At 69.5% G+C, this 26,279-nt stretch carries 20 protein-coding genes; 7 read left to right on the top strand and 13 right to left on the bottom strand.

What is annotated here, in order from left to right:
- Positions 1-16: 16 nt before the first annotated feature.
- The 5 genes from ACFXC1_RS01235 to ACFXC1_RS01215 all read left to right on the top strand — a co-directional run bounded on the left by ACFXC1_RS01235 (position 17) and on the right by ACFXC1_RS01215 (position 4,922).
- Positions 17-862: a hypothetical protein gene (locus tag ACFXC1_RS01235; RefSeq protein WP_381237120.1), complete on the top strand. Its 846-nt coding sequence runs from the start codon at positions 17-19 to the stop codon at positions 860-862.
- Between the two features lie 113 nt (positions 863-975).
- The gene (locus ACFXC1_RS01230; protein ID WP_381237118.1) at positions 976-1,788 is read left to right on the top strand and encodes an SAM-dependent methyltransferase; all 813 of its coding nucleotides are present in this window, start codon (positions 976-978) and stop codon (positions 1,786-1,788) included.
- 36 nt (positions 1,789-1,824) lie between these two features.
- Complete coding sequence (locus tag ACFXC1_RS01225) at positions 1,825-3,228, top strand: type I glutamate--ammonia ligase (RefSeq protein WP_381237115.1); 1,404 nt, start codon at positions 1,825-1,827, stop codon at positions 3,226-3,228.
- Between the two features lie 2 nt (positions 3,229-3,230).
- Positions 3,231-4,370: an amidohydrolase family protein gene (locus tag ACFXC1_RS01220; RefSeq protein WP_381237112.1), complete on the top strand. Its 1,140-nt coding sequence runs from the start codon at positions 3,231-3,233 to the stop codon at positions 4,368-4,370.
- Between the two features lie 24 nt (positions 4,371-4,394).
- Positions 4,395-4,922: an NUDIX hydrolase family protein gene (locus tag ACFXC1_RS01215; protein WP_019070873.1), complete on the top strand. Its 528-nt coding sequence runs from the start codon at positions 4,395-4,397 to the stop codon at positions 4,920-4,922.
- A 19-nt stretch (positions 4,923-4,941) separates the two neighbouring features.
- On the opposite strand, the gene ACFXC1_RS01210 is transcribed toward ACFXC1_RS01215, so the two are convergent.
- Positions 4,942-5,274, bottom strand: coding sequence for a DUF2218 domain-containing protein (locus ACFXC1_RS01210; protein ID WP_200711347.1), 333 nt, complete (start codon positions 5,272-5,274; stop codon positions 4,942-4,944).
- 516 nt (positions 5,275-5,790) lie between these two features.
- On the opposite strand from ACFXC1_RS01210, the gene ACFXC1_RS01205 reads away from it, so the two are divergent.
- Positions 5,791-7,251 carry an MFS transporter gene (locus ACFXC1_RS01205; protein ID WP_381237108.1) on the top strand — a complete coding sequence of 487 codons (1,461 nt, stop codon included), beginning with the start codon at positions 5,791-5,793 and terminating at the stop codon, positions 7,249-7,251.
- Positions 7,252-7,315: 64 nt separating this feature from the next.
- On the opposite strand, the gene ACFXC1_RS01200 is transcribed toward ACFXC1_RS01205, so the two are convergent.
- From ACFXC1_RS01200 to ACFXC1_RS01160, 9 genes are all read right to left on the bottom strand, one after another.
- Complete coding sequence (locus ACFXC1_RS01200) at positions 7,316-7,927, bottom strand: sarcosine oxidase subunit gamma (RefSeq protein WP_381237105.1); 612 nt, start codon at positions 7,925-7,927, stop codon at positions 7,316-7,318.
- On the bottom strand, positions 7,920-11,201 hold the full coding sequence (locus ACFXC1_RS01195) for a sarcosine oxidase subunit alpha family protein (RefSeq protein WP_381237104.1): 3,282 nt from the start codon (positions 11,199-11,201) through the stop codon (positions 7,920-7,922). The genes ACFXC1_RS01200 and ACFXC1_RS01195 overlap by 8 nt, the downstream gene beginning before the upstream one ends.
- A gap of 12 nt (positions 11,202-11,213) precedes the next feature.
- A complete protein-coding gene (locus tag ACFXC1_RS01190) occupies positions 11,214-12,446 on the bottom strand; it encodes a sarcosine oxidase subunit beta family protein (RefSeq protein ID WP_381237101.1) in 1,233 nt (410 codons plus the stop codon).
- Positions 12,443-13,726, bottom strand: coding sequence for a serine hydroxymethyltransferase (gene glyA / locus ACFXC1_RS01185; RefSeq protein ID WP_381237099.1), 1,284 nt, complete (start codon positions 13,724-13,726; stop codon positions 12,443-12,445). Before glyA ends, ACFXC1_RS01190 begins: the two co-directional genes overlap by 4 nt.
- Before the next feature lie 21 nt (positions 13,727-13,747).
- Positions 13,748-16,186 (bottom strand): GcvT family protein, encoded by a 2,439-nt coding sequence (locus tag ACFXC1_RS01180; protein ID WP_381237097.1) that lies wholly within the window; start codon positions 16,184-16,186, stop codon positions 13,748-13,750.
- Positions 16,187-16,405: 219 nt separating this feature from the next.
- Positions 16,406-17,377, bottom strand: a complete 972-nt coding sequence (locus ACFXC1_RS01175; RefSeq protein WP_381237095.1) for an ABC transporter substrate-binding protein — start codon at positions 17,375-17,377, stop codon at positions 16,406-16,408.
- Positions 17,378-17,391: 14 nt separating this feature from the next.
- Entirely contained in the window at positions 17,392-19,398 is a 2,007-nt protein-coding gene (locus ACFXC1_RS01170; RefSeq protein WP_381237092.1) for an ABC transporter permease, read from the bottom strand.
- Positions 19,398-20,486, bottom strand: a complete 1,089-nt coding sequence (locus tag ACFXC1_RS01165; protein ID WP_381237090.1) for a quaternary amine ABC transporter ATP-binding protein — start codon at positions 20,484-20,486, stop codon at positions 19,398-19,400. The genes ACFXC1_RS01170 and ACFXC1_RS01165 overlap by 1 nt, the downstream gene beginning before the upstream one ends.
- 20 nt (positions 20,487-20,506) lie before the next feature.
- Positions 20,507-21,976, bottom strand: coding sequence for an aldehyde dehydrogenase family protein (locus ACFXC1_RS01160; protein WP_381237088.1), 1,470 nt, complete (start codon positions 21,974-21,976; stop codon positions 20,507-20,509).
- 220 nt (positions 21,977-22,196) lie between these two features.
- Here ACFXC1_RS01160 and purU point away from each other — a divergent pair, with 220 nt between their 5' ends.
- Positions 22,197-23,069: a formyltetrahydrofolate deformylase gene (gene purU, locus ACFXC1_RS01155; protein ID WP_019070886.1), complete on the top strand. Its 873-nt coding sequence runs from the start codon at positions 22,197-22,199 to the stop codon at positions 23,067-23,069.
- Positions 23,070-23,218: 149 nt separating this feature from the next.
- Here purU and ACFXC1_RS01150 read toward each other — a convergent pair whose 3' ends face one another.
- The 3 genes from ACFXC1_RS01150 to ACFXC1_RS01140 form a co-directional block, all read right to left on the bottom strand.
- Positions 23,219-24,055 carry a methylenetetrahydrofolate reductase gene (locus ACFXC1_RS01150; protein WP_381237085.1) on the bottom strand — a complete coding sequence of 279 codons (837 nt, stop codon included), beginning with the start codon at positions 24,053-24,055 and terminating at the stop codon, positions 23,219-23,221.
- A 6-nt stretch (positions 24,056-24,061) separates the two neighbouring features.
- On the bottom strand, positions 24,062-25,729 hold the full coding sequence (gene betA / locus ACFXC1_RS01145) for a choline dehydrogenase (RefSeq protein ID WP_381237083.1): 1,668 nt from the start codon (positions 25,727-25,729) through the stop codon (positions 24,062-24,064).
- A gap of 110 nt (positions 25,730-25,839) precedes the next feature.
- On the bottom strand, positions 25,840-26,013 hold the full coding sequence (locus ACFXC1_RS01140) for a TetR/AcrR family transcriptional regulator (protein ID WP_381237080.1): 174 nt from the start codon (positions 26,011-26,013) through the stop codon (positions 25,840-25,842).
- Positions 26,014-26,279 lie beyond the last annotated feature (266 nt).

Below are 26,279 nucleotides of genomic sequence, written 5' to 3'. Positions count from 1 at the left end.
CCCTGGAGGCCCCGTCATGCACCGTCGCCCGTCCTCCCGCCCCGTCCGCGTCCTCGCCGCGACCCTGGCGGCAGGCACGCTGCTGACCTGCGCGGCCTGCTCCGGCGGCAGCGGTGGTGCGGGCGGTGACAGCGCCTCGGACATCGCCGCCTCCCCGCTCGCCGCGAAGTCCCCGCTCGCCTCGCCCCGTACCGGGAAGTCCGCCGCGCCGGTCCTCACGGAGGCGGGAGCCCGGGCCGCGCTGATCACCGAGGCCGACCTCGAGGACAACTGGACGCAGGTCAAGGACGCCGCGACCTGGGGCGACAAGCTCGTCATCGGCAAGGTCGACGTGGGCGCCCTCCTCACCGCGAAGACGGACGCCGCCGACTGCCAGAAACTGCTCGACGCGCTCTACGGCGACGATCTCCTCGGCAAGCCCTCCGGCGCGTCCGCGCTGACCGGGTTCGAGCAGAGCGACTCGCGGCTGCTGTACCAGGTCGCCGCCTACGACCGGGCCAGGCTCGGCGCCTCCCTGAACTGGCTGAAGACGCTGCCGGTGAAGTGCGACCAGTTCACCGCGACCGACTCCAAGGGCGGGCGGCGCACGGTCCAGGTCATCGAGGACCCGGTGCCCTCCGTGGGCGACGCAAGGCAGGGTCTCCAGGTGACCGTCACCGGCACGGGCGCCGCCCAACCCACCACGCTCACCCTTCAGTTGGCGGTCGTCCGGGTCGGCACCGACGCGATCACCGTCACGTCGGGCGGCCTCAACGGCACTGAGTCGGGTACGACCAAGGCAGCCGTGGAGCAGGGCACCTCGCACCTGAAGGACGTCCTGGCCGGGAAGACACCGCCCGCCCAACCCGGCAACCTGGACTGACAGTTGGCCGTCCCCGAAGAACATGTGCCCGATCGTCACGCACCCTTGGGCCCGGTGATCAACTCGCGGCACAATGGCGGGAACGGCGGACGCGGGTGACAAGGAGCCAGGACGTGAGTGAAAGCGACACCCCGGCGGAGGGACCGACCCGGCTCAACACCGGTGTGGCGCACAACGCGCGCGTGTGGAACTACTGGATCGGCGGCAAGGACAACTACGAGATCGACAAGCGGGTCGGCGCGCACGTGGCCGGCCTGTTCCCGGTGATCCGTGAAGTGGCCCGCGCCGACCGGGACTTCCTCGGCCGGGCGGTGCGGTTCCTGGCCGGCGAGCTCGGGGTACGGCAGTTCCTCGACATCGGCACCGGACTGCCGACCGTCGACAACACGCACGAGATCGCCCAGCGCGTCGCACCCGACGCGCGGATCGTGTACGTCGACAACGACCCGCTGGTGCTGATGCACGCCCGCACGCTGCTGACGAGCACCCCCGAGGGCGTCACCGACTACATCGACGCGGACGCGCACGACCCGGCGACGATCGTTCAACGAGCCGCCGACACCCTGGACTTCGAGCGTCCCGTCGCGGTGATGATGCTGGGCATCCTGAACTTCGTCCTCGACACCGAGGCCGCGCGGGAGGTCGTGCGCAACGTCATGGCCGCGGTCCCCTCGGGCAGTTACCTGGTCCTCACCCACCCCACCTTCGACGCCGACCTCGGCGGCGAGGGCAACGTCCCGGCGATGGCGTTCTGGAACGAGAACGCCACTCCCCCGATCACCGCCCGCAGCCGCGCCGACGTCGCCGCATTCTTCGAGGGCCTCGACCTCCTCGCCCCCGGTCTGGTGCCGTGCTCGCAGTGGCGCCCGGACTCCGACTCCCCGGCCGTGGTACCGCAGTTCGGAGCGGTGGCCGTGAAACCCTGACGGCGCAGCCGACCAGGACGCGACCGTGGAGGACGTATGACCACCCTTGCCGACCCACTGCCCGGCGGACGCCCCGGCGAGGTCGAGCGCGCCACCGCACTGGCCACCGAGCTGACCGGACGGGGGGTGCACGGGATCGTCCTGGCCTACGTCGACACCGCGGGCGTGGGCCGGGTGAAGACGGTCCCGACCGCGAAGCTCGCCTCGGCCGCGGCCTGGGGCGTCGGCATGTCCCCGGTGTTCGACACCTTCCTCGCGAACGACTCCATCGTCACCACCGACGTCCTGGGCTCACCGGACGGCGACCTGCGCCTGTACCCCGACCTCGACCAGCTGGCCGTCCTGTCCGGGCAGCCCGGCTGGGCCTGGGCGCCGGTCGACCGGATCACCCAGGAGGGCGAGCAACACCCGGGCTGCAGCCGCACGTTCCTGCGCCGCGTCGTCACGGACGCGGAGCGGCGGTGCGGGGTCACCTTCCGGGCGGGCATCGAGATCGAGTGGGCGCTCGGCCTGGACACCGCACCCGCCGGCGAGTTCGTCCCCGCCACGACCGGCCCGGCGTACAGCGCGACCCGACAGGTCGAACTCAGCGACTACGGCGCCGAGTTGCTGTCGGCCCTGGCGGCGCAGGGCGTGGACGTGGACCAGTTCCACCCCGAGTACGCGGCCGGGCAGTTCGAGCTGTCGGTCGGCGCGCTCGACCCGGTCGCGGCGGCCGACCGCAGTGTCCTCGTACGGCAGACCGTGCGCGCGGTCTCCGGGCGGCACGGCCTGCGCGCCTCGTTCACACCGGCCGTCCTCGCCCAGGGCGTCGGCAACGGCGGGCACATCCACCTCTCGGCCTGGCGCGACGGCGCGAACCTGCACACCGGGGGCGACCGCCGCTACGGCATGACGCCCGACGCCGAGTCGTTCGCGGCCGGGATCCTCGCCCGCCTCCCGGCCCTCACCGCCGTCACCGCGCCGAGCCCGGCCAGCTACTTCCGTCTCCAACCCTCCCAGTGGGCCGGGGTGTTCACCGCCTGGGGCCGCGAGACCCGCGAAGCCGCGGTGCGTGTCGTCACCGGTACGGCCGGGCAGCGCGCCCAGTCGGCGAACCTGGAGGTGAAGCCGGTCGACCTGGCCGCCAACCCCTATCTCGCCCTCGGCTGCCTGATCACCGCAGGCCTCGACGGCCTCACCTCCGCCGCCGCCCTGCCCGAGGAGACCACGGGTGACCCCGCACACCTCGGCGCGGCGGAGGCAACTGCCCGCGGTGTACGGCGACTTCCGACCTCCCTGGCCGAATCGGTCGCGGAGTTCCGCAAGGACGAGCTGCTGCGGGCCGCGCTGGGCCCGGTGCTCGCCGACGCGGTGATCGCCGTACGACAGGGCGAGATCGCGGCGGTGGCCGAGCTGGACGACGAGCGGATCGCGGCGGCCTACCGCTGGAAGTACTGACGATGGGCACTGGACCGGTCCACGAGGCGCTCGCCGCGCTGGAGTTGGTGGACCACCACTGCCACGGGGTAGTCACCGAGGACTTGCACCGGACGGCCTTCGAGTCGTTGCTCACGGAGGGGGACGTCTGGCCCGGCAGCGGGATCTCGCCGTTCGACAGCCCGGTCGGGATCGCCGTACGTCGTTACTGCGCACCCGTGTTGGATCTGGCGCGGCACGCGCCCGCCGACGAATACCTCGCCCGGCGGGCCGAGTTGGGGCCGGGCGAGGTCAACCGGCGTTTCCTCGCCGCTGCGGGGACGGGCGTGTTCTGCGTCGACACGGGGTTCGCCCCGCACGCCGTCACGACGCCCGCCGAACTCGCCGGGGCGGCGGGCGCGGTCGCCCATGAGGTCGTACGGCTCGAAACCGTCGCGGAGGGTGTGGCCGCGCGGGGTGTCGAGCCGGACGGGTACGCGGACGCCTTTCGAGCCGCCGCCCTGGACGCGGTGCGGCGGCCGGGGGTGGTGGGGGTGAAGTCGGTGGCCGCGTACCGGACCGGGTTCGATCTCGACCCCGCCCGGCCCTCGGAGCCGGAGGTGACCCGGGCGGCCCGCGCCTGGCTCGCCCGTGGGGGTCGCCTCGAAGACCCGGTGCTCATGCGGGAGTTGCTGTGGACCGCGGTCGACCTGGGGCTCCCCCTCCAGCTCCACACGGGCTTCGGCGACAACGACATCCGGCTGCACCGCACGGACCCCACCCTGCTGACGGACTGGCTGCACCTGATCTCCGGCACGATCCCGGTGCTGCTCCTGCACTGCTGGCCGTACCAGCGCCAGGCCGGCTACCTGGCGGCCGTCTTCGAGCGGGTGTACCTGGATGTCGGACTCACCCTGCATCATGTAGGTCCGGTCCGGGCTCGGGCGGTACTGGCTGAGGCGCTGGAGATCACACCCTTCCGCAAACTGCTGTACAGCTCCGACGCCTATGGTCTGGCCGAGTTCTACGGGCTCGGCGCGCTGGCGTTCCGCCGGGGTCTGGGGGATCTTCTCCAGGACCGGGTGGACGCCGGCGAACTGGGCCTGCCCGACGCGCTGCGACTGGCGCGCTGGGCCGGAGCGGACAACGCCCGCCGGGTCTACCGGCTATCCGACGGACACTGAAAGTATGATCAAGCAATGTCTGACATGACCGATACCACGCCCGGTTGGCTGTCCGCCGACGACCTCGAACAGGCACGCGCCCGCATGCCGATCCTGTACGTCGAGGCGGTGCCCGTCCGCGTCGACGACAGCGGCGAGGTGACCAGCATTGGCCTGCTGCTGCGCATCGGCCCCGACGGCACGGTAAACCGCACCCTCGTCTCCGGCCGCGTACTGCACCACGAGCGGGTCCGCGACGCCCTGCTGCGCCACCTGGAGAAGGACCTCGGCCCGGTCGCGCTGCCCCGCATCCCGACCTCGCTGCAGCCGTTCACCGTGGCCGAGTACTTCCCCACGCATGGCGTCACGCCGTACCACGACCCCCGGCAGCACGCGGTGTCCCTCGCCTACGTCGTGCCGGTCACCGGTGACTGCCGGCCCCGGCAGGACGCTCTCGACCTGGTGTGGTTCAGCCCGGAGGAGGCCGCCTCGGAGGCGCTGCGCAGCGAGATGCCGGGCGGGCACGGGGTGTTGCTCAAGCAGGCGCTGGCGCACGTGGGCTGCGTGTCCTGACCCGGATCGTCACCGCGGCTCAGGCAGTGTCGCCCGGGCTGCGCTGACTGCTGCCGGGCTCGCCGTTGTCGCGCCGCCACTCGACGACCAGCTCGTCCTTGGTGCCGAAACGGACCAGATGCCGGCCCACCACGTCTTCCAGCCGATCGAGGAACTCGGGCTCCGCCTCCACCGCGAGCAGCAACGCCCCCTCGGTGGCGGTCAGCGATCCTGTGCCGTCCTGGAAGACGAGACGCCCCTCCCCGGTCTCCTCGTCCCAACTGGTCTCGCTGCGCCGGCCCAGGTGGGAGGCGAGCTGCTTGGCGTAGCGCTGCGGCCGGTCGGTGACGACGCGTGCTTCGGATCGGGACATGACGGCTCCGGGGTGACGGGGGTGCACAACGACTCGATGGTGCCGGAGAGTTGGCCCCACCGCACGGACCCGACACCCGGCACGATCCGAAACGTATGGATGCCGTCCCGGTCGTCTCCCCGAGGAGGGCATCGGATGACCAGCTCCGACTCCCCTGCCGACAGCGGGATCCGGGACCCTTTCGGCACCCTGAGCAGTGCGTTGTGGATCGGCGGCGGCCAGTGGGCGGGCAATTCGACAGCTTGGGCATGCCGGGTACTCCGTTCGCTCGCCGGATGGGGGTCGTACGGCGGCACGGCGAGGAACGTAGCTCTCCCTTAATCTGCAGGCAATATCGTCAACCTAATTGTTGACGATATTGTCGAAGAGTTTGCCCGATACTGCCGACCAGGGCCGGAGCCGACGCCCGCCGCAACGTCGGCTTTCTTTCTGCGCAACTTATTGATTGTACCGACCGTTAGGTCTAATTTATCGGCTCACTGGACCTTCGCTCCGCTCACCGACGGAAGGCCGCCGATGTCCTCCCAGACCCAGCTCACTCCCCCACGGGACGACGAGAGATCGCCCTCGACGACCCGCAACGTCCTCGTCATCGTCGCTCTCGTATGGACCGTCCAACTGGTCGCGCTCATCGCCGCGTTGTCCGGCATCGCGCAGGCCGACATCGCGATCCACTTCAGGACCACCGAGATCGCATGGTTCACCCTCATGACCCTGCTGACCGGCACGTTCTTCCTGCCGTTCGCGGTCAAGGCCGCGGCCGTCTTCGGCAAGAAGCGCGTCCTGCTCGTCGCCACGGGGCTCGGCTTCACCGGCGATCTGATCGCCGCCGTCGCCACCGACTACCGCACCCTGCTGATCGGCCGCGGCATCGCGGGCATCTACACCGCCAGCGCCCCGCTCGCCTACGCCATCACCCGTGACGTCTTCCCCCGCAAGTGGGTCGGGGTCGCCAGCGGGATCCTGGCCGGCGGCGTCGGTCTCGTCGCCTTCGGTGGACCGTTCCTGTCCGGCTGGCTGCTGGACGACTACGGCTTCCGGGGCGTCCTGTGGTTCATGGCCATCAGCACGGCCGCCAGCTTCCTGCTGGTTCTGGCCTTCGTGCCGGAGAGCCCGATCCGCGCCGCGGCAGGCCGGATGGACTGGGCCGGCGGAATCCTCCTCGGCGGCGGGGTCACGGCGATCATCTACGCCGTCGGCCAGGGCACGCACTGGGGCTGGGGCAGCGGAAAGTTCATCGCCTGGGTCGCCGGTGCGGCGATCGCGCTGATCGCCTTCGTCTTCGTGGAGCGCAAGGTGGCCGAACCCCTGTTCCCGCTCTCCATGACCCGCCGCCGCCCGGTGTGGACGGTCCTGCTGGCCACGTCCATCGCGGCCGGCTCGCTCAGCGCCGTCGGCGTGGTCGTCCAACTCCTGATCCTGATGCCGAAGATCCCCACCATCTCCGAGGGCCTGGGCTGGTCCGGCACGCACAACGCCATCGTCACCAGCCCGATCAGCGCCATGATCATCATCGGGGCCGTCGGCACCGGCCTGCTCTCCCGCCGGATGGACGCCCGCATCCTGCTGGGCACCGGCGCCGCGCTCGCGGTCCTCGGCTACGGCATCGGCACCCATCTCCACCACAGCGCCCCCCAGATCATCGAGATGGGCGTGATCGCGGGACTGGGCACGGGCATCGTGATGGCGATCGTGCCCATCATGATCATCGAGGTGGTCACCCCCGAGGAACAGGCACTCGCCAACGGCGTCCAGACCCTCGGCCAGGGCGTCGCCCAGATCGTCGTCTCCCAGCTGGCCTTCGTCGTGATGGCGCAGCACGGGGCGGTCCTCAAGGGCACCCAGTTCTATCTCGACGCCGGATTCACCAACGGGCTCTGGCTGGTGGTCGGTTGCGTCGCCGCGGGCGCGGTGCTCGTCGCTCTGATCCCCAGGAGCAAGCGCCTCGACGAGGTGGAGGTCGGCCAGGCGGCCTGAACTCAGCACGCCGCGAAGGCCGTTCTCCCGGCGACGGGCGAACGGCCTTCCGCGTGGCGCTGGTTCAGGCTCCTTGGATGTACTCGGCTGCCGCGTCCAGCAGCCAGTCCGTCAGATACCCGGCGAAGGACGAACGCACCAACACCCAGAATCCGCCGCCGGGTTCGTCCCGGGCGACCAGCACGACCTGGGCGCGCGCCAGGGTGGTCTGGGCGCAGCGTCCGGCGCCGAAGGCACGCGGGTGCAGGTCCAACGGGCAGCCGTGGGCGAGCAGGTCGCGGGCCCGGGCACCCGAGACGAGAAGGGTGGTGCGCTGGGCGGACACATCGGTGACGGCCACATGCTCGTCACCGCTCGCCGCCCGGATCCGGTCCTCCACGTCCCGCTGGATGTCCGGCGGCCCGACCACGAGCCATTCGTCGGGACCGAGCCACAGCGCCCTCAACTCCCCTGCCCGCACCACTGTGTTGGGCTCCAGGGGCAGCGACAGACCAAGAGCGAGTCCTACGGCGTCCGCCGCCGCGCCCTTCGCGTCGAGCCGGACGTTCACCTGGGCCAGGAAGGGCAGCTCGGCCAGCCGGACCGCACCGCCGCAGGAGCGGGTCGCGGCGGCCAGCCGGTCCGCGGCACCCGCGAGGGGGCTGCGGCGCGGCACGGAGAGGGCGGTGTCAGCCATCGCGGCGGGCTCCTTCGGGGTCGTAGAGGACGGGGCTCGCGACGGTGACCGGGATCAGGCGGTCGCCCACCGGGGCGTAGAGGCGTTCGCCGATGCGGTCCCGGCCGCCCTTGATCAGGGCGAGGGCGAAGGTGCGGCCGAGGGCGGCACTGCGGTAGCTGGAGGTCACGTGACCGAGCATCGGGACGGGCGGGGCCGGGAGCACACTGTCGGCGATCAGTTGGGTGCCCTCGGGGAGGAAGGCGGCGGGGTCGTCGGGGAGCAGGCCGACCAGGTGCTTGCGGTCTGGGCGGACTGCGTCGGCGCGAGCGTAGGAGCGCTTGCCGATGAAGTCGGGCTTCTTCTTCGAGACCGCCCAACTCATGCCCAGGTCCTGGGGAGTCACCGTGCCGTCGGTGTCCTGGCCGATGATCGGGTAGCCCTTCTCGGCGCGCAGGACATGCATGGTCTCGGTGCCGTAGGGAGTGATACCGAAGGGGGCGCCGGCCTCGTACAGGGCCTCCCACAGGGCGAGGGCCTCCCACGGTGACACGTTGATCTCGTAGGCGAGTTCACCGGAGAAGCTGATCCGGCACACCCTGGCCTCGATGCCCGCGACGGTGGTGTCCCGCCAGGCCATGAACGGGAAGTCGTCGTTGCCGACGGCCAGTTGGGGCGCGAGCGAGCCGAGCACCTCGCGGGAGCGGGGGCCGACCAGGGCGACCGTGGCCCACTGTTCGGTCACCGAGGCGCAGTGGACGCGGAGTTCGGGCCACTCGGTCTGGTGCCACTCCTCCATCCAGTCCAGTACGGCGGCCGCGTTGCCGGTGGTCGTGGTGACCAGGTAGCGGTCCGGGGCGAGGCGGATGGCGGTTCCGTCGTCGAAGACCATGCCGTCCGGGCGGCACATGACGCCGTAGCGGATCATGCCGACCTTCAGGTTGCTCATCATGTTGGTGTAGAGCCGGTCGAGGAAGACGGGGGCGTCCGGGCCCTGTACGTCGATCTTGCCGAGCGTGGAACCGTCCATGAACGCGACGCCCTCGCGGGCCGCGGCGCACTCGCGCAGGACCGCGGTCTCCATGTCCTCGCCGCTCTGCGGGTAGTACCAAGGGCGCTTCCACTGGCCGACGTTCTCGAACTCGGCGCCGTGCATGACGTGCCAGTCGTGCAGCGCGGTCGTACGGATCGGGTCGTGCAGCGCGCCCCGGTCGCGGCCTGCCAGGGTGGCGAAGGAGACGGGGGTGTAGGGCGGGCGGAATGTTGTTGTGCCGAGCGACGACACGTCCACGCCGAGGAGTTCGGCGACCACTCCGCTTGCCAGGATGCCGGAGGTCTTGCCCTGGTCGTTGGCGGTGCCTGCTGTTGTGTAGCGCTTGGTGTGTTCGACCGAGTTGAGGCCGGCGGTGGTGGCGCGGGTCAAGTCGCCTACGGTGACGTCGCGTTGGAGGTCCACGAAGCGGGGGGCTTCGGTCGCGGAGGGGACCAGGAAGACCTGCATGGCGGGGGTGGTGCCGGGTTCGGTGGGCACCTGGGGCAGGTTCGGGGCCTCGGCGGTGTAGCCCTCGGCCTCTATCGCGCGGGTGCCTGCGGCTGCGCCCTGTGCGAGGGCTTCCGCCAGGTCCGACGCCCCGTTCGCGCTGCCCGCGACCTCGACCAGCTGGCGGCAGGTGTCGGGGACGAAGGAGCCGAGGGTGTCGTCGTAGCGGAGTTTGCCGCCCGCCTGGCTGTAGAGGTGGGCGACCGGGTTCCAGCCGCCCGAGACCAGGAGGAGGTCGGTCGCGAAGTGCCTTGTCGTGCCTGCGGTTTGGGCGTACGGGGCTACCGTCACGGCGGTGAGTCGCGGGGCGCCCTCGGTGGCGACGACTGCGTGTCCGGTGAGTACCTCGATGCCGGCCTCGCGGGCTCGGCGTGCCCACTCCGTCGGCTCGTTCTCGGACGGGCGGGTGTCCACGATCGCCGCGATGTGGATTCCGGCCCTCGCCAGGTCCAACGCGGCTGCGTACGCGCTGTCGTTGGTGGTGAAGACGACTGCCTGGCGGCCGGGCAGGACGCCGTGGCGGTTGAGGTAGGCGCGGGCCGAGGCGGCGAGCATTACTCCGGGGCGGTCGTTGTCCGCGAAGGCGAGGGAGCGTTCGTGGGCCCCGGTCGCCAGGACCACTCGCCGGGCTCGGATGCGCCAGACGCGTTCGCGGGAGACGTGAGTGGGGGCGGCGGCGCCGAGGTGGTTCGTGCGGCGTTCTACGGCGAGGAGGTGGTTGTCGTCGTAGTGGCCGAAGACGGTGGTGCGGGACAGTACGCGTACGTCGGGGGCGGCGGTGAGTTCCCCGCTCAACTCCGCTACCCAGTCGAGGATTTGGGCCGTGTCGAGGAGACTGCCGCCCAGTTCGGGGCGGTCGTCGGCCAGAATGACTCGGGCTCCGGTGCGGGCTGCCGCGGCGGCGGCTGCGAGGCCGGCGGGGCCTGCGCCCACGACCAGGAGGTCGCAGTGGGCGTGGACCGCGTCGTAGCGCGCCGGGTCCGGTTCCGTGGCGAGGCGGCCCTGGCCGGGGAGGCTGGTCGCGACGAGGCCGTCGTACAGCTCGACGGTCGTGGCCGGCAGCATCGGCTCGGGGAACGGGGCCTCGATCTGGATGACCGCGTTGGGTTCTTCCACTCCGGCGGTGAAGATGCCTCGGGGGCGGCCGAGTTTGATGCTGGTGCCGGTTTGGATGATGCCGTTGGCGAGGAGGGCGGAGGCGAGGGTGTCGCCCTTGTAGCCCGTGTATTGGGTGCCGTCGAAGGTGAAGGTGAGGGGGGTGTCCCGGTGGATTCGGCCGTGGGTCGGGTGGCGGAACGGATGACCCGCGGCAGAGCCGCTGATGGATGCAGCGCCCCCGCCGCCCCTACCCGTCCCGTCCTCCAGGGGCTCTGCCCCTTCGACCCTGTTCCCAGGGGGTTCTGCACCCTGAACCCCCGTCGGCCCTGAGGGGGCCTCGTCCTCAAACGCCGGACGGGCTGAATTCGCCTGACGTGGTTCGTTTGTGTCCGGGCGTTGCTCGCCCGACCTGTACACCGTCAGGATCTCGTTCGTCGACGTGTCCCGTACCGCGTTGAACCACCGCCGGCAGCCCGCCGCGTGGCTCCAGCGTTCCGCGAAGGGGCCCTTGGGGTTGGCGCGGAAGAAGAGGTAGCGGGCCCACTCCTCGTCGGTCAGGTCGGCCGGGTTCTCCGGGTAGGCCACGTGGGCCTGGCCGCCGTAGTGGAACTCGGCTTCGTCGCGGGGCCCGCACCAGGGGCAGGGGATCAGCAGCATGGTTCGGGCTCCCTAGTGGGCCACCGCGGCGGCGCCGTGCTCGTCGACGAGCGCGCCGGTGGTGAAACGGTCGAGCGAGAAGGGGGCGTTGAGGTGGTGAGGGGTGTCGTGGGCGATGGTGTGCGCGTAGACCCAGCCGACACCCGGGGTGGCCTTGAAACCGCCCGTTCCCCAACCGCAGTTCAGGTAGAGGTTGTCGATCGGGGTGAGGCCGACTATGGGTGAGGCGTCGGGGGTGACGTCCACGATGCCGCCCCAGGTGCGCAGGACATGCGCTCGGGCGAAGACCGGGAACAGCTCCAGGGCCGCCGCCATTTGCTCTTCGATGATGTGGAACGCGCCGCGCTGCGTGTAGGAGTTGTACGAGTCGATGCCCGCGCCCATCACCAACTCGCCCTTGTGCGCCTGGCTTACGTACACGTGGACCGCGTTGGACATGACGACCGTGGGGTGGACCGGCTCCAGCAGTTCCGACACCAGGGCCTGCAACGGGTGGCTCTGGAGCGGGAGTTGGATGCCTGCCATGGCCGCGAGGACGGAGCTGTGGCCGGCCGAGCAGAGTGCCACCTTGCCCGCCGCTATCGGGCCCAGTGTCGTCTGTACGCCGATCACCCTTCCGTCGACGATGTCCAGGCCGGTGACTTCGCAGTTCTGGATGATGTCGATGCCCGCGGCGTCCGCCGAGCGGGCCAGGCCCCACGCCACGTGGTCGTGCTTGGCTATGCCCGCGCGTGGCTGATACGTGGCCCCCATCACCGGATAGCGCACGTCCGGGGAGACGTTGACGATCGGGCAGACCTCTTTGACCTGCCGTTCGTCGAGCCACTCCGCGTCCACGCCGTTCAGGCGGTTGGCCTCCACGCGGCGCACGCTGTCCCGGACGTCCTGGAGGCTGTGGGCGAGGTTGAGCACTCCTCGCTGGGAGAAGAGGATCGGGTAGTCCAACTCCTCCTCCAGCCCCTCCCACAGCTTCAGCGCGTGCTCGTAGATGCCCGCGCTCTCGTCCCACAGGTAGTTGGACCGGATGATCGTGGTGTTGCGGGCCATGTTGCCGCCCGCGAGCCAGCCCTTCTCCAGCACCGCTACGTTCGTGATGCCGTGGTTCTTCGCCAAGTAGTGGGCGGTGGCCAGGCCGTGGCCTCCGCCGCCGACCACGATCACGTCGTACGAGCGTTTCGGCTCGGGGGTGCGCCAGAGCCAGTCGGGGTGTTCGGGGAGGTCGGCGCCCGGGGTGCGCGGGGTCATCGGGGGTCGTCCTCCTCGGACAGGTGCGGGTAGAGCGGGTGCTTCGCCGCGAGGGCTTCCGTGCGGGTGCGCAACTCGGCGATGTCCGGGTTCGGTTGGAGTGCGAGCGCGATCACGTCGGAGACCTCGGCGAAGTCCTCCTCCGTGAAGCCGCGCGTGGCCAGCGCCGGGGTGCCTATGCGCAATCCCGACGTGACCATGGGCGGGCGCGGGTCGAAGGGGACGGCGTTGCGGTTGACGGTGATGCCGATCTCGTGGAGGAGGTCTTCCGCCTGCCTGCCGTCCAGTTCCGAGTCGCGCAGGTCGACCAGGACCAGGTGGACGTCAGTGCCGCCGGTGAGGACCTTCGCCCCGGTGGCGGCCACGTCCGGCCGCGTGAGGCGTTCCGCGAGGATGCGGGAGCCGGCGAGTGTGCGGGCCTGGCGTTCGGCGAACTCGGGTGAGGCCGCGACCTTGAACGAGACCGCCTTCGCGGCGATGACGTGCTCCAGGGGGCCGCCCTGCATGCCGGGGAACACCGCCGAGTTGATCTTCTTGGCGAGGTCGGCCTCGTTGGTGAGGATCACTCCGCCGCGCGGGCCGCCGAGGGTCTTGTGCGTTGTCGTCGTGGTCACGTGGGCGTGCGGTACCGGGTTCGGGTGCAGCCCGGCGGCCACGAGGCCCGCGAAGTGCGCCATGTCGACCATCAGGAGCGCGCCCACCTCGTCGGCGATCCGCCGGAAGGCCGCGAAGTCCAACTGCCGTGGATACGCCGACCAGCCCGCGATGATCATCTTGGGGCGGTGTTCCTTGGCGAGGCGCTCCACCTCGTCCATGTCGACCAGGTTGTCGGTCTCGGAGACGTGGTACGGCACCACGTTCAGCATCTTGCCGCTGTAGTTGAGGCGCATGCCGTGGGTGAGGTGTCCGCCGTGCGCGAGGTCCAGGCCGAGGATCGTGTCGCCGGGCTTCAACAGGGCGAAGAAGACTGCCGTGTTGGCCTGTGCGCCCGAGTGCGGCTGGACGTTGGCGAAGCCCGCGCCGAAGAGGGACTTGATGCGCTCGATCGCCAACCGCTCGGTGACGTCGACGTGTTCGCAGCCGCCGTAGTAGCGGCGGCCGGGATAGCCCTCCGCGTACTTGTTGGTGAGGACCGAGCCCTGTGCCTCCAGTACGGCGGAGGGCGCGAAGTTCTCGGAGGCGATCATCTCCAACGTGGACTGCTGGCGGTGCAGTTCGGCGCGGAGCGCGGCGTGGACCTCCGGGTCCAGTTCGGCGAGGGGCGTGTTCAGCGCGTTCATTCGGCGTTCTCGTCCTTCCGGCTAACCGCGGAGGCGGGACATCGTCGGGTCGAACAGTGGCTCCGCCGCTACGACCGCCTCGACGCGCTCGTCGAAGTAGCCGATGTGCAACTGGGTGCCAGGGGTGGCGAGTTCGGTCGGCAGCCAGGCGTAGGCGATGCCCTTGCCGATCGTGTAGCCGTAGGCGGCGCTGGTGACGTAGCCGACGGCGCGCTCGCCGTCGTAGACAGGCTCCTTGCCCATGACGACGGAGCCCGGGTCGTCGATGGTGAGGCAGGTCAACTGCCGCTGTACGTCGGTCTTGCGGCGTTCCAGGGCCGCCTTGCCGATGAAGTCGCCCTTGTCGAGTTTGACGGCGAAGCCGACGCCGGCCTCGTAGGGGTCGTGCTCGTAGGTCATGTCGGTGCCGAAGGAGCGGTAGCCCTTCTCCAGGCGGAGGCTGTTGAAGGCGCCTCGGCCCGCGATGACACCGCCGAGGGGTTGCGCGGCCTGCCACAGGGTGTCCCAGAGTTTCTGGCCCTGGTCGGCGGTGGTGTACAGCTCCCAGCCGAGTTCGCCGACGTAGGAGAGGCGCATGGCGGTGACCGGGACCGTTCCAATGTAGGCCCGCTTCGCGCGGAAGTATTTGAGGCCCTCGTTCGTGAAGTCCTCGTCCGTCAGAGGCTGGAGGACCTTGCGGGCCAGTGGGCCCCACAGGCCTATGCAGCAGGTGCCGGGGGTGATGTCTCGGACCTGGACCGTTCCATCGGAGGGGAGGTGGCGGGTGAACCAGTCGAGGTCGAGGTTCCCGTTGGCGCCGACCTGGAAGAGATCACGGGACAGGCGGGCGACGGTGATGTCGCTGCGGATGCCGCCGTCCTCGTCCAGCAGGAGGGTGTACGTCACCGAGCCGACCGACTTGGCGACCTTGCCGGTGACCAGGCCCTCCAGGAAGTCGGCGGCGCCGGGGCCGGTCACTTCGAGGCGCTTGAGGGCCGTCATGTCGTACATCGCGACCGTCTCACGGGTGGCCTGGGCCTCGGCGCCGACGATGGGCGACCAGTACTGGGCCGCCCAGTCGTTGGGGGTCGGGATCGAACGGCCTTCCACCAGGCCCGAGTTGGCCTCGTACCACTGCGGGCGCTCCCAGCCGCCTGCCTCCAGGAAGACCGCGCCGTGTTCCTGCTGGCGGGTGTGGAAGGGGCTGGTGCGGATCGGGCGCGGCTTACCGGACGGCTGGAGGGGGTGGAGGATGTCGTAGACCTCGACGAAGTTCTGGCAGTCGCGGGCCAGGACGTATTCCGGGGCGAGTTGGTGCTGCTCGAAGCGGTTGACGTCGCACTCGTGGAGGTCGAAGGACGAGCTGAAGCCGTCGACCAGCCACTCGGCCATCGCGCGGCCGACGCCCGCCGAGTGCGTGACCCAGACCGCCTCGGCGACCCAGAAGCCCTTGACGTCCGGGGACTCGCCGAGGAGGGGGAAGTTGTCGGTGGTGAAGGAGAAGAGGCCGTTGATGCCCTCCTCGACCTTCGCGTCCTTCGTCGCGGGGAGCAGGGACTGGGTCTCCGTCCACGCGGGCGCGAAGTCGTCCTCGGTGAACTTGAGGACGGACGGCATGTCGTCGGCCTCGTCGACGGAGAGGATGTCGTCGGCCGAGATGGGCATCGGGCGGTGGCCGTAGTAGCCGATACCGATGGCGTCGAAGCGGTCGCGGTAGTAGAGGTCGGCGTCCTGGTGGCGCAGGATCGGGCGGACCGCCTCCTCGGTCTGGCCGGCGAGGGCGGGTACCGGTCCGGTCCAGGCGAGCTGGTGGCCGAGCGGGGTCAGCGGGAGGTTCATGCCGACCATGCGGGCGATCTTCGGGCCCCAGATGCCGGCGCAGCACACGACGATGTCGGCGGGGAGCTCGCCCTGGTCGGTGAGGACGCCGGTGACGCGGCCGTCGGTCTGCTGGACGTCCAGGACCTCGTGGCGGGCGAGGAAGGTCACGCCGCGCTCCGTTGCCCGGCGGATCTGGGCCTCGACGGCCAGGACGGCTTTCGCGAGGCCGTCGGTGGGGACCAGGAGGCCGCCGAGGACCTTGTCGGGGTTGAGGAGCGGGTGCTGTGCCACGCACTCCTCGGGGGTGAGCAGGCGGGCCTCGATGCCCCAGGCGGTGATCCAGCCGTGGCGGCGGTGGAGTTCGACGACCCGCTCGGGGGTGGTGGCGACTTCGAGGCCGCCGACCTGGAGGAAGCAGGGCTTGCCGTCGACGTCGAGGGAGCAGAACTTCTCGACGGTGTAGCGGGCCAACTCGGTCATGGTCTTGGAGGAGTTGGTCTGGAAGACCAGGCCCGGCGCGTGCGAGGACGAGCCGCCGGTGGCGGGCAGCGGGCCCTGGTCGACCACGGTCACTTCGGTCCAGCCTCGCGCGGAGATCTCGTCCGCGAGCGCCGCCCCCACGACACCCGCTCCGATGATCACCACTCGGGGTCCCGCCATCGCCGCACCTCCGGAATTCAGAACCGCCCAGTTGCTTGCTGCGCAACGTGATTCAAGTTGCGCAACTCAGCGTGCCTTCCGCGGGAAGGGGGTGTCAAGGGGTCCGTGACGTCCGAAAACAGCCCGAAACACGCCCCGGACACGGCGATGCCCGGCGGGCGGTACGCATGGGTGCGCGCACCGCCCGCCGGGCGTGTTGGACCGGTCCTCGACCTCGGGCTACTTCAGCCAGGCAGCGACTTTGTCGGGGTTGGCGTCGACCCACTTCTTCGCGGCCGCGTCGTCGGACAGCTTGTCCACGGCGATCCACTTGGCCACTTCGTTCTGGTCGTCGTTCGTCCAGTTGAAGTTCTTCACCAGGTTGTAGGCGGGGCTGCCCGACTTGGCGAACTTCGCGCTGACGATCTTGTCCAGGTCGTAGTCGGGGTAGTCGCAGGCGACCTTCGCCGGGACGACGTCGCAGCCCGTCGTGTACTTCGGGAGGTTCACCCTGACGAGCTTGACCTCGTCGAAGAACCACTGCGGTGAGTAGAAGTAGCCGATGAACGGCTTCTTGTTCTTCTCCGCCTGCCGGAAGGACTGGATCAGCGAGGTCTCGCTGCCTCCCTGCACCACCTTGAAGTTCAGCTTGAGGTTCTTCACCAGCGCCTCGTCGTTGGTGACGTACGACGGGTCGCCGTCCAGCAACTGGCCCTTGCTGCCCGACTCCGAGGTCTTGAAGAGCGACGCGTACTTGTTGAGGTTCTTCCAGTCAGTGATGTCCGGGTACTTCTTCACCATCCACGGCGGTACGAACCAGCCGATGACGCCCGTGTTGCCGGTCGAGCCGGCCTCCACCGCCGTCTTCTGGCCGGAGATGTACTTCTTCTTCAGCTCCGCGTGACCCCAGTTCTCCAGGACGGCGTCGATCTCGCCCGTGCCGAAGCCCTGCCAGGCGACCTGCTCCTTGAGGTTCTTCTTGGCGACCGTACAGCCGAGCTTCTTCTCGGCGACGTACGCGACGACCGCCGCGTCGGCCTCGTAACCCACCCACGGGTTGACCGCGAGGTTGAAGGTCCCGCACTTGGCCGAGCTGCCCGAGCTGCTGCCCGAGCCCGAGGACGTGTCGCCGACCTTCGCCCCGCCGCACGCGGTGAGGGAGAGGCCGAGGACGGCCAGGCCGGCCGCGCCGGTTCGCCAGTGTCTTGCCATGGTGTCGTGCTCCTTTAAGCGCTGGTTCGGCGCGCGGCCGCCTGAGTGATCCGGTCGAACATGACTCCGAGCAGTACGATGGCCAGCCCCGCCGCCAGCCCCTTGCCGTACAGCTCGCCCTGCGAGAAGCCGGCCACGACGTCGTAGCCGAGGGCGCCGGCTCCCACCAGGCCGCCCACAACAACCATCGACAGCACATAGATCAGGCCCTGGTTGGTCGCGAGAGACAGGGCGCTGCGTGCCATCGGCAGCTGAACCTTGGTGATGATCTGCCAGGTGTTGCACCCGGCCGCGGTGGCCGCCTCGACGGTGGTCTCGGGCACGGCCCGGACCCCGTCGGCGGTGATCTTGATGGCCACCGGTACGGCGTAGACGACGGCGGCGACGATCGCGGTGAAGCGCGTCGCGCCGAACAGCGCCAGGAACGGCACCAGATAGACGAACGGCGGCATGACCTGCGCTGCGTCAAGGGTGGGCCGCAGCACACGGTCCACCATCGTGCTGCGCCCCATCCACACCCCGAGGGCGATGCCGAACAGCATCACGATCGCGGTCGCCACGATCGTCGAGGCCAGCGTGGTCATGGCGTCCGACCACACGCCGGTGCCCACAATCAGTCCGACGCACACGGCAGTTGTGACCCCGGAGCGCCAGCCGCCGACGACCACGCCGATGCCGATCAGGGCCGCGCCGACGAGCCACCACGGGGAGTCGGTGAGCAGCGACTGGAACGGGTTGAGCAGACCGTTGGTGATCCCGTCCCGGAAGGCGTTGGTGACGCCGGAGAGGTTGTCCTGCGCCCAAGTCGTCACGCTGTCCGCCGCGTTGGCGATATGGCTGCCGGTGGTTCCGTCGCCGGGGTACTGCGCCGCCCACAGGTAGGTGTGCGACAGGTAGATCAGTACTACGACGACCACGGCACCCGCACCGAGCAGCGGGCGGCGCCACTTGAGGAACCGGCCAGACGAATTGCGGGCCTGTTCCGCCCTGGTGCTGGACGCGGTGGTGACCCGGTCCAGGACGATGGCCATGATGACGATCGCCAGGCCCGCGTTGAACGCCGTACCGACGTCGAGCGATTCCAGAGCCTGCATGACGGTCTTGCCGAGCCCGGGCGCGTCGATCAGGGCCGCGATGGTGACCATGGCGAGGGCGGCCATGATGGTCTGGTTGACGCCCATCACCACGGTCCGCTTGGCCATCGGCAGCAGCACCTTGAGCAGCGACTGCCAGCGGGTCGAGCCCATGGAGTCGGCCGCCTCGACGGTCGTCTCCGGGACGTTGCGGATGCCGTGTGCGGTGATGCGGATCGCTGGCGGGGCCGCGTAGATCACCGTGGCGATCACGGCGGAGGCCGGGCCGATGAGGAAGATCAGGGTGAGCGGGGCCAGGTAGACGAAGGTCGGCATCGTCTGCATGAAGTCGAGGAAGGGCGTGATGATCCGGTTGAACCGGTCGGACAGCCCCGCCCACACGCCGAGCGGGATCGCGAACACCAGTGCCACGAGCACGGCGGAGAGGGTGAGCGCCAGGGTGTCCATGCTCTCCTGCCACAGGCCCTGGAGCCCGAAGAAGGCGAAGCCGGCCATGGCGAGGAGCGCGACCCGCCAGTTGCCGACGGCCCAGGACACGAAGCCGGTGATGCCGACGACCCCGAGCCAGCCGATCTGCGGCAGCGGGCGGTCGCCGCTCGGCTGCGAGATCAGGTCCTGGACGAAGGTCACCAGGTTGTCGATGACCAGCCGGATCTCGTTGAAGAAGTAGAGGAACAGGGGGTTGGAGTTGCGGTTCGCGCCGACCGAGTCGTTGAGGTCGTTGAACCACCGGTGCAGTCCGGTGAGATCGGCCGCCGCGAGCGTCAGCGTCTGCTTCCCGCGCAGCACGGCGAACAGCACCAGCCACACGACGAGGATCGCGCCGACCATCATGGGCCGGGTGATCTTGCGGCGCGGGCCCTTCAAGTCCGGTACGGCGTCCGCGACTTGGGCTGCGGGTTCCGGTTTCTCCACGGCGACGGTCATCACGCGTCGCCTTCCCGCCCGGCGACGACCGCGAGGATCTCCTCGTCGCCGACGATGCCGAGCAGCTTGCCGTTCTCGACGACCTTGACCGGCTTGTCGGCGGCGAGCACCGCGCGCGTGGCCTCGCGTACGACGACGTCCGGGCCCAACTCAGGGCCGTCCAGGGCGTCTCCGTCCACCGCCGGCCGCATGATCCAGCGCAGGGTGAGGACGTCACCGCGCGGCACGTCCTTCACGAACTCGCGCACGTAGTCGTCGGCGGGCGCCCCGACCAGTTCGTCACCGGTCCCGCACTGCACCATCTTGCCGTCGCGCATGATGAGGATGCGGTCGCCCAACTTGAGGGCCTCGGACAGGTCGTGGGTGATGAACACCATGGTCTTGCCGACCTCGTGGTGCAGCCGGATGACCTCGTTCTGCATGTCACGGCGGATCAGCGGGTCGAGCGCGGAGAACGGTTCGTCGAAGAGGAGGACGTCCGGGTCACCGGCCAAGGCCCGGGCGAGACCGACGCGTTGCTGCATACCGCCGGAGAGCTGGTCGGGGTAGGAGTTCTCGTATCCCGACAGTCCCACCAACTCGACGACTTCCAGGGCCCTTTTGGTGCGCTCCGCCTTGCTCATGCCGCGGATCTCCAGGCCGAAGGAGACGTTGTCGACGACCCTGCGGTGCGGCAGCAGCCCGAAGTGCTGGAAGACCATGGAGAACTTACGGCGGCGCAGCTCGCGCAGCCGCTTGGCGTCCGCGTCCCGGATGTCCTCGCCCTCGAAGACGATCTCACCCGCGGTGGGTTCGATCAGCCGGGTCAGACATCGCACCAGGGTGGACTTCCCGGAGCCGGAAAGACCCATGACGACGAAGACCTCGCCGGGCGAGACCTCGAAGTTCACATCGCGTACGGCGGCCGTGCAGCCGGTGCGGTCCATCAGTTCACGGCGGGTCAGCCCGCACAGTTCCTCTGAGTCGGGTACCTGGTCCGCCTTCGGCCCGAACACCTTCCACAGCTTGCGCACGGAGATGACCGGGGTGGGGCCCGAGTCCTGGGGCGTGCCGCGCCGCTGCGGCACCTCGGTCTGTGCTGGGGTCACGATCGACCTCTTTTCGGCGTTCAGCCGCGGAACCAGTGCTGCGGCCGGGGTTGGATGTTCTGCCAGATGTGCTTGGGCTCTCGGTACTCGTTCAGGCCGGTCGGTCCCAACTCCCGGCCCACGCCCGAGTGTCCGAAGCCACCCCATTCCGCCTGCGGCACATAGGGGTGGTAGTCGTTGATCCACACCGTGCCGTGCCGCAGCCGCCGGGCGACCCGCTGGGCCTTGCCCGCGTCCTGGGTCCAGACGGCGCCGGCAAGTCCGTACTCGGTGTCGTTGGCGATGCGGACGGCGTCGTCCTCGTCGGTGAAGCGCTCGACGGTCAGGACCGGTCCAAAGGACTCCTCGTGCACCACCCGCATGTCCTGCGTGCACGCGTCGAGGACGGTCGGCGGGTAGAAGTGGCCGTCGGCTAGGGCGAGTTCGGTCGGGCGCTCGCCACCGCAGCGCAGTACGGCACCCTCCGCGATACCGGCCGCGACATACGCCTCGACCTTCTCGCGGTGCTGTGCGGAGATCAGCGCGCCGGTCTCGGCCTCGGGGTCGAAGGGTCCGCCGAGCCTGATCTGCCGCGCGCGGCGCACGAGTTCGTCCACGAACCGGTCGTGCAGCGAGTCCTCGACGATCAACCGGGCGCCGGCGGAGCAGACTTGGCCGGAGTGGAGGAAGACGGCCGTGAGCGCGAAGTCCACGGCCGTCTCGAAGTCGGCGTCGGCGAAGACGACGTTGGGGTTTTTACCGCCCAGCTCCAGCGCGACCTTCTTCACGGTCGCGGCGGCGGTGGCCATGATGCGTTTGCCGGTCTCCAGCCCCCCGGTGAAGGACACCATGTCGACGGCGGGGTCCTCGGAGAGCGGTGCGCCCACCTCGGGCCCGGTCCCGAGGACGAGGTTGGCGGCACCGGCCGGCAACCCCGCCTCCTCCAGCGCCTTCATCAGCAGGATGGAGGTGGAGGGGGTGAGCTCACTGGGCTTGAGGACGATCGTGTTGCCGGCGAGGAGCGCCGGGGCGACCTTCCAACTGGCTTGCAGCAGAGGGTAGTTCCAAGGGGTGATGAGCCCGCACACACCGACGGGCTCGTAGACGACCCGACTTACGGCGTCGTCGCGTCCGGTGTCGATGACCCGTCCGGCGTCGGTGCCTCCGATCCCGCCGTAGTAGCGGAAGCAGGAGACGACGTCGGCGATGTCGTACTCGCTCTCCACCAGCCGCTTGCCGGTGTCCAGCGACTCGGCGCGGGCGAACTCCTTGGCGTCGCGCTCGAGGATGTCGGCGGTGCGCAGCAGGAGCGCGGCGCGCTCACGCTCGGGGGTGCGCGGCCAGGGTCCCTCGTCGAAGGCACGGCGGGCGGCGGCGATCGCGGCCTCGGTGTCGGGGCGCGTTCCCTCGGACACGGTCGCGGTGAGCGCGCCGTCGGCGGGACAGCGGATCTCACGGTGACCGCCGGCCACCGCGTCGCGCCATTCTCCGTCCACATACAGGTCTGCCACGTGTGGAGCCCTTCGAGCGAATTCCGTTGCGCATTGTGCACCGTATTGCTTGTGGTGGAACACCCTGGCGAATGTGCAGACATACGTCAAGGGGTTGGCAGATGACGATTTCGCCATGCGGCCCATTACCCGGCCGCCTCTTGACCGCGAGCCGCGCCCGGCCCAACCATGTTGCGTATCGCTCACCATGTTGCGCAACACGCACCGACGGAGGCCGCCCATGTCCCCTCGACCGCACCCTGGCCGCGAATTCGTCCTCACCCTCTCCTGCCCGGACACCACCGGACTGGTCCACGCCGTGAGCGGCTTCCTCGTCCGGAACTCCGGCAACATCCTGGAGAGCCGGCAATTCGATGATCGGCTCAAGGGCCGCTTCTTCATGAGGGTCCACTTCGACGTTTCCGATCCAAACGCCGACCTGAAAACACTGCGTTACCGATTCGGTCCGGTCGCCGAGGCATATCGCATCTCCTGGACCCTCCGGGACGCCTCGACGCCGACCAGGACCCTGATCATGGTGTCCAAATTCGGCCACTGCCTGAACGACCTGCTCTTCCGCAAGCGCACCGGCGCCCTCAACATCGAGATCCCGGCGATCGTCTCCAACCACCGGGACTTCGAGGGCCTCGCGGACACCTACGGCATTCCCTTCCACCACATCCCGGTCACGAGGGACACGAAGGCCGAGGCCGAGGCGCGTCTTCTGGAACTGGTGCGCGAGCTGGACATCGACCTGGTGGTGCTGGCCCGCTACATGCAGGTCCTCTCCGACGACCTGTGCAAGGAGCTGGAGGGCCGCGCCATCAACATCCACCACTCCTTCCTCCCCAGCTTCAAGGGCGCCCGCCCCTACCAGCAGGCGTACGACCGCGGGGTGAAGCTCGTGGGCGCGACCGCGCACTATGTGACGCCGGAGCTGGACGAGGGCCAGATCATCGACCAGGACGTGGTCCGCGTCGACCACTCGCTCGACGCGGAGGAGCTGGTGACGGTGGGGCGGGATGTGGAGGCGCAGGTGCTGGCGCACGCGGTGAAGTGGCACAGCGAGAGCCGGGTGATGGTGGACGGGAATCGGACGGTGGTGTTCCGGTAGGGGCGAGCGCTGTATACGGCTTTCGGGAGCCGTCCTTGAAGCGCTGCGGCGATCCTTGATGCACAGGCCGGCAATATCCAGCCCGTCCGGCGTTTGAGAACGAGGCCCCTTCCCGGGCCGACGGGGGCTGGGGGCGCAGCCCCCAGCCGCTAACCTCCCAACCGCTCCAACGCAGCCCGGCGCCACCTCTCCGTCTCCGCGAGCTGGTTGAAGGTAAACACGTGCAGCCCCGCCACCCTCGCCGCGGGAGCGGTCAGCGCCTCCGCGCTCCGGGCGAGCAGCCGGTCGGGCGAGTAACCTCCGGGCGCCGCGAACCGCAGGAACCAGGACGCGTGCTTCGTGAGGAAGCGCGTCGACTCCCCCACGCCGATCTTCGTCGCCATGGCCAGCAGCTTCGTGCGCTGGACCGGTCCCGCAACGCCCACGTACAGGGGCAGGGCGACGTCACGGCGTCTGATCCGGCCGACCCACTCCCCCAGCACGCGCGCGTCGAAGCACAGGTTGCTCACGATGTACGTGGCGTGCGCGCGCTTGTCCCACATGGCCTGGATGGTGAGGTCGTCGTGGATGAGGGGGTGGCTCTCGGGATAGCCGGTGATGCCGACGCGGGCGAACGGGCCGCCCAGTTCGCCGAGCCGGCGCAGCACCGGCAGCGCCCCGTCGTAGACCCCGGCGGGTGGATCGGCGTCGCCGGCCGGGACGAACACGTCGTCGACTCCGGCCTGTTGGAGCCGGTCGACGACGTCCTTGAGGTGCGCGTCGTCCCGCAGCAGCCGCGCGGGCACGTGCGGCACCACGCGGTAACCGTGTGCCGCGAGCCGTCCGACGAGGTCGAGGGTCGGTTCCAGTCCCTTGACCGGCGACGCCGTCACGGTGACGACGACATCGCGCGGTACATGGGCGAGGACCTTCTCCTCGGTCGCCTTCGCGGGCAGCACCTCGTAACGGACGCTCGACAGCAGCGCCTTGAGACCGTCGCCGCCCAACCCGGCCTACCCGGCCTGCTTCTGGGCGTCGCGGTGGCGGTAGTACACGGCCTTGGAGGGAGCCAGCGGCTCCTTCCCCAGGATCAGGTCGGCCGCCTTCTCGGCGATCATCATGACGGGCGCGTAGATGTTGCCGTTGGTGACGTACGGCATGACCGACGCGTCGACGACCCGCAGCCCCTCAACTCCGTGCACGCGCATGCTGGTTGGATCGACGACGGACATCTCGTCGGTGCCCATCTTGCAGGTGCAGGAGGGGTGCAGGGCGGTCTCGCCCTCCTTGGCGACCCAGGCGAGGATCTCCTCGTCGGTCTCGACGGACGGGCCGGGCGAGATCTCGCCGTCGTTGTACGGGGCCAGCGCGGGCTGGTTGAGGAGCTTGCGGGCGACCCGAATGGACTCGACCCATTCACGGCGGTCCTGTTCCGTGGACAGGTAGTTGAAGCGCAGCGCCGGGTGCTCCAGCGGATCCTTGCTCTTGATCTTCACCGAGCCGATGGCGTCGGAGTACATGGGCCCGACGTGCACCTGGTAGCCGTGGCCGCCGGCCGGCGAGGAGCCGTCGTAGCGGACCGCGATCGGCAGGAAGTGGAACATCAGGTTGGGGTAGTCGACGTCCTCGTTGCTGCGGGCGAAGCCGCCGGCCTCGAAGTGGTTCGTTGCGGCGGGGCCCTTGCGGAAGAGCCACTGCAGGCCGATGAAGGGGGCGCGCCACTTCGCCATGTACGGCTGCATGGAGACGGGTTGCTTGCAGGCGTACTGGATGTACACCTCCAGGTGGTCCTGCATGTTCTCGCCGACGCCGGGCAGGTCGTGGACGACGTCGATGCCGAGCGCGCTCAGCTCCTCCGCGTTCCCGACGCCCGAAAGCTGAAGCAGCTGCGGGGAGTTGATCGCGCCGCCGCAGAGGATGACCTCGCGGGCGCGCACCTGGTGGGTCTTGCCGCGATGCCGGTACTCGACGCCGACGGCCTTCTTGCCCTCGAAGAGGACGCGGTTGACCATCGCGCGGGTGGTGACGGTGAGGTTGGGCCGCTTGCGTACGGGCTTCAAGTACGCCTTGGAGGCGGAGAGTCGGCGGCCCCGGCTGACGTTGCGGTCGAAGGGCGCGAAGCCCTCCTGCTGGTAGCCGTTGACGTCGTCGGTGCGCGGATAGCCCGCTTCCTGAACGGCCTTGAGGAAGGCGCCGAACAACGGGTTGGTGGCGGGCCCGCGTTCGAGGACGAGGGGGCCGTCGTGGCCTCGGAACTCGTCGTCGGGTTCGGCCGCGAGGCAGTTCTCCATCCGCTTGAAGTACGGCAGACAGTGCGCGTAGTCCCAGCTCTCCATGCCGGCGTCGGCGGCCCAGCGCTCGTAGTCCATGGGGTTTCCGCGCTGGAAGATCATGCCGTTGATGCTGCTGGAACCGCCCAGCACCTTGCCGCGCGCGTGGTAGACGCGCCGGTTGCCCATGTGCGGCTCGGGTTCCGACTCGTACTTCCAGTCGTAGAACCGGCTGCCGATCGGGTAGGTCAGCGCGGCGGGCATGTGGATGAAGACGTCCCACGGGTAGTCGGGCCGGCCGGCCTCCAGGACGAGCACCTGGTTACCCGGGTCCGCGGAGAGCCGGTTCGCCAGTGCGCTGCCGGCGGATCCACCGCCGACGATGACGAAGTCGTATTGCAGGGGAGCCATGATCTCTCGTCTCGCTCGCGCCGTAGATACGCGAGGCATGCTAATACGGGTATCGCCATACGCACCAGGTTGCGAGCAACGCAACTTGCAAGGGTCAGGTTTCCGGGTTGTTACCGGTGATCGAGCGTGTCGGGGCCGACGCGGGCGGCACACGGGAGCCCGCTCGTCCTCCGGCCTTCTTTGGTGGGGAAGCAGTGGAAGAACATCGCCCGGGACATCCCCGCGGCCTTGGCGACCTGCTCGATCATGGTCTGCTCGAAGCCGCGCGACCGACCGCCTCCCACGCGTGCGACATCGACGACGAGGCGTCGCAGGCACCTGCCTGTGCACCTGGCGGGTTCGTCGAGTCTTCGAGCATCGCGGCGATTCGGCCACGTCCGGCACCCCCGTGCGCCCCGCAATTCGGGGGCGGCCGACCGGGGCACCCCGCAACCACGCGGCGAGGAAGCGACTCAAACACGCGTGTTCGAAACCAGCGGCGGACTCGTTGTCCCGGTCATCATCAGTCGTCCCCAACCCGGCCTGCACGCGGCCCTGTTGGTGACGCATG

The sequence above is a fragment of the Streptomyces hokutonensis genome, from assembly GCF_042751305.1.
GTDB lineage: Bacteria > Actinomycetota > Actinomycetes > Streptomycetales > Streptomycetaceae > Streptomyces > Streptomyces hokutonensis_A.
This window is presented reverse-complemented; position numbering and strand designations above follow the sequence as displayed.

Excerpts from the sequence above, each read along its gene's own strand:
- ACFXC1_RS01235 (WP_381237120.1), top strand. The coding sequence starts at position 17 with ATGCACCGTCGCCCGTCCTCCCGCCCCGTCCGCGTCCTCGCCGCGACC.
- ACFXC1_RS01225 (WP_381237115.1), top strand. The coding sequence starts at position 1,825 with ATGACCACCCTTGCCGACCCACTGCCCGGCGGACGCCCCGGCGAGGTC.
- ACFXC1_RS01220 (WP_381237112.1), top strand. The coding sequence starts at position 3,231 with ATGGGCACTGGACCGGTCCACGAGGCGCTCGCCGCGCTGGAGTTGGTG.
- ACFXC1_RS01215 (WP_019070873.1), top strand. The coding sequence starts at position 4,395 with ATGACCGATACCACGCCCGGTTGGCTGTCCGCCGACGACCTCGAACAG.
- ACFXC1_RS01210 (WP_200711347.1), bottom strand. The coding sequence starts at position 5,274 with ATGTCCCGATCCGAAGCACGCGTCGTCACCGACCGGCCGCAGCGCTAC.
- ACFXC1_RS01205 (WP_381237108.1), top strand. The coding sequence starts at position 5,791 with ATGTCCTCCCAGACCCAGCTCACTCCCCCACGGGACGACGAGAGATCG.
- ACFXC1_RS01200 (WP_381237105.1), bottom strand. The coding sequence starts at position 7,927 with ATGGCTGACACCGCCCTCTCCGTGCCGCGCCGCAGCCCCCTCGCGGGT.
- ACFXC1_RS01195 (WP_381237104.1), bottom strand. The coding sequence starts at position 11,201 with ATGCTGCTGATCCCCTGCCCCTGGTGCGGGCCCCGCGACGAAGCCGAG.
- ACFXC1_RS01190 (WP_381237101.1), bottom strand. The coding sequence starts at position 12,446 with ATGACCCCGCGCACCCCGGGCGCCGACCTCCCCGAACACCCCGACTGG.
- glyA (WP_381237099.1), bottom strand. The coding sequence starts at position 13,726 with ATGAACGCGCTGAACACGCCCCTCGCCGAACTGGACCCGGAGGTCCAC.
- ACFXC1_RS01180 (WP_381237097.1), bottom strand. The coding sequence starts at position 16,186 with ATGGCGGGACCCCGAGTGGTGATCATCGGAGCGGGTGTCGTGGGGGCG.
- ACFXC1_RS01175 (WP_381237095.1), bottom strand. The coding sequence starts at position 17,377 with ATGGCAAGACACTGGCGAACCGGCGCGGCCGGCCTGGCCGTCCTCGGC.
- ACFXC1_RS01170 (WP_381237092.1), bottom strand. The coding sequence starts at position 19,398 with ATGACCGTCGCCGTGGAGAAACCGGAACCCGCAGCCCAAGTCGCGGAC.
- purU (WP_019070886.1), top strand. The coding sequence starts at position 22,197 with ATGTCCCCTCGACCGCACCCTGGCCGCGAATTCGTCCTCACCCTCTCC.
- betA (WP_381237083.1), bottom strand. The coding sequence starts at position 25,729 with ATGGCTCCCCTGCAATACGACTTCGTCATCGTCGGCGGTGGATCCGCC.